Below are 6076 nucleotides of genomic sequence, written 5' to 3' on the forward strand. Positions count from 1 at the left end.
TCCTGGTGGTGGTCGCCTCGTTGAGCGGCAACACCCGCGAACTCGGCCGGCAGATTGCCGAGCGTTGCCGCGCCGCCGGCCATGCGGTGCACTGGCAGGAGGCGGACGACCTGCGCCAGGCGCCGCCACTGGCGGCCGACGAGGCCGACCTGGTGCTGCTGGGCTGCTGGACTGACAACGCCGGCCGCACGCCGTCGGAGATGAAGGCGTGGGTGGCAGGTATTGCCGAACGCGGCGAGCGGCCGCGGCAGCTGGCGGTGTTCGGCACCGGCGAAACGCAGTGGGGGCAGGAGTACTACTGCGGCGCCGTGCACCGCCTGATCCGCTACTTCCGCAGCGACTACCCGCCGCTGGAAATCGAACAGATGCCGCATGGCCAACGCCATGCCGGGGCCATCGAGGCCTGGACCGACGCGGTCCTGGCCCACTATTGGAGCAACACCGATGCAGATCATCGACGCCACCACGCCTGAGCAGTTCCAGCAGCTGCTGGCCGAACACCCGCGGGTGCTGGTGGATTTCCACAAGGACCAGTGCCCGGGGTGCCGGATGCTGGAGATGTCGTTGCACCGGGTGGCCAACAGCGTGGCGGGGCAGGGCACGACCCTGCTGCGCGTGCAGCTGGAAGTGCTGGGTGAGGCGTTCTTCAGGGAGCTGGGGCTGCGGCAGACGCCGACGCTGTCGCTGTTCCGTGACGGTGACGAACGTACGCGCCTGGCCGGATTCCAGTCGCCGCAACAGATCGAGGCCGCGATCGCGTTGCATCTGTAGCGTGGAGATGGTGGGGTCGGATCCCTTGCCAGAGGCAAGGGCTCTGACCCCGCATCGTGTAAAGGCATCCACGCATGGCGTGGATCTACTGGGTCCAACCCCTGGATCTGGCATCACCCGCCGCTGAAGGTATCCACCAGCAGCTTCACGTTCAATACCACGATCACCAGCGCGATCACCCAGGCAATCGCACCCAGCAAGCGCGGTGCGACCAACGCGCCCATCGTCATCTTGTCGGTTACGATCCGCACCAGTGGGATGATCGCGAACGGCAGCTGCATCGACAGCACCACCTGGCTCAGCACCAGCAGCTTTACCGCGCCCTGGTCGCCGAACAGCATGATCACCACCACCACCGGAATGATTGCCAGTGCGCGCGTGATCAGCCGCCGCAGCCACGGCGGCAGGCGCAGGTGCAGGAAACCTTCCATCACGATCTGGCCGGCCAGCGTGGCGGTTACTGTCGAATTCAGGCCCGACGCCAGCAGGGCCACTGCGAACAACGTCGCCGCCGCGCCCACCCCCAGCATCGGCGCCAGCAGCTGGTGGGCTTGTTCGATGTCTTCCACATCAAATCGGCCATTGGCATGGAACACCGCCGCCGCCAGGATCAGGATGCTGGCGTTGATGAACAGTGCCAGGGTCAGCGCAAGGGTGCTGTCGGTCACCGCCCAGCGCAGCGCGCTGCGACGGCCCTCATCGGTGCGCGGGTAGGCACGGGTCTGCACGATCGACGAATGCAGGTACAGGTTGTGCGGCATCACCGTGGCACCAATGATGCCGATCGCGATGTACAGCGCGTGCGGATCGGTCACTACCTGCGCGCGCGGAATGAAGCCGCCCAGCACGTCCATCACCGGCGGTGCGGCCAGCGCGATCTGCACCATGAAGCAGCCGAAGATCACCATCAGCAGCGCGATCACGAAGGCTTCCAGCGCCCGGAAGCCGCGGTTCATCAGCAGCAGCACCAGCAGCGTGTCCAGGGCGGTGATCACCGCGCCCCACAGCAGCGGCAGGTCGAACAGCAGCTTCAATGCGATCGCGGTGCCGATCACTTCGGCCAGGTCGCAGGCGATGATCGCCGCCTCGCACAGCGCCCACAGCGCCAGGTTCACCGGCTTCGGGTAACGCGCGCGGCAGGCCTGGGCCAGGTCCATGCCGGTGGCGATACCGAGCCGCGCAGACAGCGCCTGCAGGATCACCGCCATCAGGTTGGAAATGAGGATGACCGACAACAACAGGTAGCCGAAGCGCGAACCGCCGGCGAGGTCGGTGGCCCAGTTGCCCGGGTCCATGTAGCCGACCGAGATCATGTAGCCCGGGCCGAGGAAGGCCAGCAGGCGGAACCACCAGTGACCCTTGTCGGGCACCGCCACCGAGGCGTTGAGCGCACCCAGGCTGGCCGCAGTGGAGGCCGAAGGGTCGCGGGGCGCCAGGGTGTTCATGGGTCCGAATATAGCTCCTGCTATAGTCATTAGCAATGTGAAACAATCGTCTTTATCGCGTTACTGGTCCAGAATTCAGGTTCAACACCGGATCACCCCGGAAGGACAGGCGCAGGCGTGGGCAAGACCGACGATTCGACATCGCTGAAAAGCACCCCCTTGATCGAGGCCGAGCGCCAGGTCGAGAGCTTCCGGCAAGTGCGCGAGGCGCACCGGATGGAGCTGGTGGAGGACTATGTCGAGCTGATCTCGGACCTGCTGGCCGACGGCGGCGAGGCCCGCCAGGTCGACATCGCCACCCGCCTGGGCGTGGCCCAGCCCACCGTGGCGAAGATGCTGCGGCGCCTGGCCCGTGATGGCTGGGTGGTGCAGCGGCCGTACCGCGGTGTGTTCCTGACCCCGGAAGGCGAGGCGCTGGCACATGCCAGCCGCCAGCGCCACCAGACCGTGGAGCGATTCCTGCTGGCGCTGGGCGTGGACGCGGATACCGCGCGGCGCGATGCCGAGGGCATCGAGCACCATGTGAGCGAGCAGACGCTGGCCTTGTTCGAAGCGTTCGTGCGCAAGGCCGAGGGCGGGGCGCCGTAGCGGTGGCGCCGGGCCATGCCCGGCGGCATTTCGCGCGACCCTACAATCCAGGCGGGCAGCGTGCCTGTTCCTGCGCGCACGCCCGTTTCGTCCATTCCTTCAACACCGGCTGCAGGCCTTCATAGCGCCGGCCTTGCCAGCCATTGGCCAACACCGCGCCGTCGGCATCGATCAGCACCAGATTCGGCGGTGCCAGCCCAGCCAACGCCTGCAGTGCCGGCATGCGCGCGGCGCGGCGCGGGTCCAATACCGGCCACGGCATGTCCTGTGCATGCATGTAGCGGCGCAGTGCGCTCTCGCTCTCATCCAGGCTGACGTACACCACTTCGGTATCGGCGCCGGCCTCGCGCAACGCGTCGCGCACGCTGCGCAGCGTGGGTACGAAGGCATGGCACGGTGCACACCAGTCGGCGCCGAAGTACAGCGCCACCAGTTTCGGCGGCGGCGTCCACTGCATCGGTCGCAGCGAGCGCTGTTCCGGCCGCATCAGCGAGGCCGAAACCTGTGCGTGCAGGTCCGCAGCCACCGCCGGTGCGGCCAGCAGCGCGGCACAGGCCAGCAACAGCGCTCGCAGTGCTTCAGAACGCATAGCGCAGGTTGACGTACCACGAGCGCGCGAAACGCGGCCCGTAGACATAGTCGCTGTCACGCAGCGCGCCCATCTCCAGATCCTTCTGGCGCTGATCGAACACGTTCTTGACGCCTGCGGCTACCGACACTTCCTGCTGCGCCTGCGCGCCCAGATGCCGGTGCCAGCGCGCACCAAGATCGGTGACCAGGAACGAGCGCGTACGGTGCAGCTCGCCCAGCCGGTTGTTCAGCACCGCCATCGGGCCGGTGTGGCGCAGCGCGACGAAGGTTTCCCACGGCTCGGCGGGCATCCAGCTGAGCTGGGCCAGGCCGGTCCAGCGCGGGGTCTTCAGGTAGTCGCGGCTTTCGATCACGGTGTCGCCGCCATCGCCGGTGTCGTCGAAGATGCGCTGCGGTTCGCGGAAGCGTGAGCGGTACCACGAGGCACCGGCGGTCAGGCGCCACTGCGGCGACGGCTGCCAGCCGAGGTTGGTTTCCGCGCCCAGCACGTTGGAGCCGGAGGCGTTGTAGCGCAGCTGGCTCAGCTGTCCGTCATCGCCACGCTGGATCTCGCCCAGCGCGAAGGTGTCGCGGATGCGTGCATAGGAGGCAGTGGCATCCCAGCTCCACACCGGATTGGCCGGGTCCGAGCGCCAGTCGAAGCCGAACAGGGTGGTCAACGCGCGCTCTTCCTTCAGGCCATCGGTGTTGCGCACGCGCACCTGTTCGCCACCCAGCGTGTCGACATGCACGTCCTCGACGAAGATCTCGGGAGCACGGAAGCCGGTGGCGATGCCGGCACGCCACTTCAGGTTGGGCGTGGCCTGCCAGGCCAGCGCGATGCGCGGCGAGAACACCGCGCTGTCCAGTTCCGAGCTCTTGTCCACGCGTGCACCCAACACCAGGTCGACGTTGTCGCGCAGGCTCCACTCGTCCTGGATGAAGGCGCCCAGGTTGTGGAAGGTCGCATCCTCCAGTACCGCAAGACGCTGGCCGTCACCGGTGCGGTTGTCGTCGCGCAGCGCCTCGTGCTTGTACTGCACGCCGAAGGCCAGCGCGTGCGCACCCAACCGCCAGTTCAACTGGCTGTCGATGTAGTGCAGCGGGTTGTGGGTGCGGCCGTACTGGCGCCACGAACGCGAGGCCGCGCTGCCGGCCACGTTCGGGTCCAGCTGCGACGGGTCATAGCCCGGCGCGGACGGATCGGTGACTACGTCGCCCAGACCGCCATAGAAGCTGTCGCGGTCAATGTCGGCGAAGGCGTAGGCCAGGCGGAAATCGACGTCGGCATTGATTTCCTGGTCCCACGACACGCTGCCGCGGCGGTATTTCGTATCCAGCGATTCGGCGATGTTGGCCAGGTATTCCGGCTGGTCCAGGCGGTTGCCGCCACGCCGGGTTTCATCGGTCACCTGCAGGTCCAGGCGCAGCCGCGTTCCCGGCGTCGGTGCGTACCAGGCCTGCAGCCCGCCGACCTTGAGGTTCTTGCGGGTGATTTCGGTGTAGCCGTCACCGTTGTAGTCGATGCCGCTGTTCCAGTTGCGCTGGGCAATCACCGACAGGCCGGCGTCTGCTTCCTTGGCCACCAGGTCCAGCCGCACGTCGGCGTTCTTCTGCGGCGTGCCTTTCAGGACATCCACGCCGGCCTGCACATGGCCACCGCTGCGCGCCGGCAGCGGCGGAATCAGGTTGATCACACCGGCAACCGCACCCGGGCCGTACAGCGCCGAGCCACCGCCCTTGACCACTTCGATGCGGTCGACGAACCCGGCCGGGATCTGTTCCAGGCCGTACACGCTGCCCAGCGTGGACAGCAGCGGGATGCCATCGAACAGCAGCTGGTTGTAGGCACCGGGCAGGCCCAGCAGCTGTACTTCGCTGGTGTTGCAGTTCTGGCAGTTGCTTTCCACGCGCAGGCCGTTGATCAGCTCGGCGGCACGGGAGAAGTCGGTGGCCGCGCGCAACGCGATGTCTTCCTTGCGCAGCACTTCGGTGCGGATCGGGACATCGGACAGCAGGCGTTCGCTGCGGGTGGCGGTGCTGACTTTCACCTGCACGCGGTCCAGCTCGGTCGGCTTCGGTGTGGCGGCCAGTGCGGGCAGCGGCAGGGTCAGGGCGATGGCGGCGGCCAGGGGCAGCCGATGGAAGAGGGGTGTGGCAACGGGCATGAAGGCGTCGTCCTTGGGAGAGGAAAGGCGGCGAGGGCGACCTGGCTGACGCATATGAAAGCAGAGGGTTATAAATATAGCAACGGCTATATAAATAAGTCCGTGCAATCACGAAGCCGAAAGCGGGATCAGAACATCGCGGACGACGATGTTATAACATTACAAATAAGCGCCAGAACCCTGCCGGATGTCATTCCCGGCAGGGTGCGAGGGGAGTTGAGGAACGCCGCCCCGGGCCTGGGCCCGGGGCGGCGTTGGCCTTACCAGGCGGCGCGCAGACCCACCTGGGCTCCATGGTTGCGGTAGCCGCTGTCGCCGCGCTGCACACGCAGGTCACCCCATGCGCTCCAACGCTGGCCCAGCTGCAGCTGGGCACCGGCCTGCACTTCGTAGCGGTTCTCCGGCGTCTTCGCGCTCAACGACTCGCTGTTGAAGCGCATGGCCTCATCGCGCTGGCCACGCAGCCAGTTCGCTGCCAGGAACGGCTGCACGCGGTTGCCCTGCAGCGTGCTCTGGCCAAACAGGCGCAGGCCG

General features: G+C 66.9%; 7 protein-coding genes. 3 read left to right on the forward strand and 4 right to left on the reverse strand.

Annotated features, from left to right (window positions below; translation table 11 throughout):
* Window positions 1–5: 5 nt before the first annotated feature.
* Entirely contained in the window at window positions 6–473 is a 468-nt protein-coding gene (locus AC5P67_RS17730; protein WP_012480523.1) for a flavodoxin, read from the forward strand.
* On the forward strand, window positions 445–771 hold the full coding sequence (locus AC5P67_RS17735) for a thioredoxin family protein (RefSeq protein WP_005409967.1): 327 nt from the start codon (window positions 445–447) through the stop codon (window positions 769–771). Before AC5P67_RS17730 ends, AC5P67_RS17735 begins: the two co-directional genes overlap by 29 nt.
* Window positions 772–884: 113 nt before the next feature.
* Here AC5P67_RS17735 and AC5P67_RS17740 read toward each other — a convergent pair whose 3' ends face one another.
* Window positions 885–2216 carry an Nramp family divalent metal transporter gene (locus tag AC5P67_RS17740; RefSeq protein ID WP_043035263.1) on the reverse strand — a complete coding sequence of 444 codons (1332 nt, stop codon included), beginning with the start codon at window positions 2214–2216 and terminating at the stop codon, window positions 885–887.
* Window positions 2217–2333: 117 nt separating this feature from the next.
* Here AC5P67_RS17740 and mntR point away from each other — a divergent pair, with 117 nt between their 5' ends.
* The gene (gene mntR / locus AC5P67_RS17745) at window positions 2334–2804 is read left to right on the forward strand and encodes a manganese-binding transcriptional regulator MntR (protein WP_005413716.1); all 471 of its coding nucleotides are present in this window, start codon (window positions 2334–2336) and stop codon (window positions 2802–2804) included.
* A 40-nt stretch (window positions 2805–2844) separates the two neighbouring features.
* On the opposite strand, the gene AC5P67_RS17750 is transcribed toward mntR, so the two are convergent.
* The 3 genes from AC5P67_RS17750 to AC5P67_RS17760 form a co-directional block, all read right to left on the reverse strand.
* On the reverse strand, window positions 2845–3393 hold the full coding sequence (locus AC5P67_RS17750; RefSeq protein WP_049396543.1) for a thioredoxin-like domain-containing protein: 549 nt from the start codon (window positions 3391–3393) through the stop codon (window positions 2845–2847).
* Complete coding sequence (locus tag AC5P67_RS17755) at window positions 3383–5542, reverse strand: TonB-dependent receptor plug domain-containing protein (protein ID WP_044570396.1); 2160 nt, start codon at window positions 5540–5542, stop codon at window positions 3383–3385. The genes AC5P67_RS17750 and AC5P67_RS17755 overlap by 11 nt, the downstream gene beginning before the upstream one ends.
* Window positions 5543–5802: 260 nt before the next feature.
* Window positions 5803–6076: autotransporter outer membrane beta-barrel domain-containing protein (locus AC5P67_RS17760; RefSeq protein ID WP_495215027.1), on the reverse strand; the 274-nt coding region annotated here is incomplete at its 5' end.

The organism is Stenotrophomonas sp. YJH_SMC_21 (genome assembly GCF_059369555.1).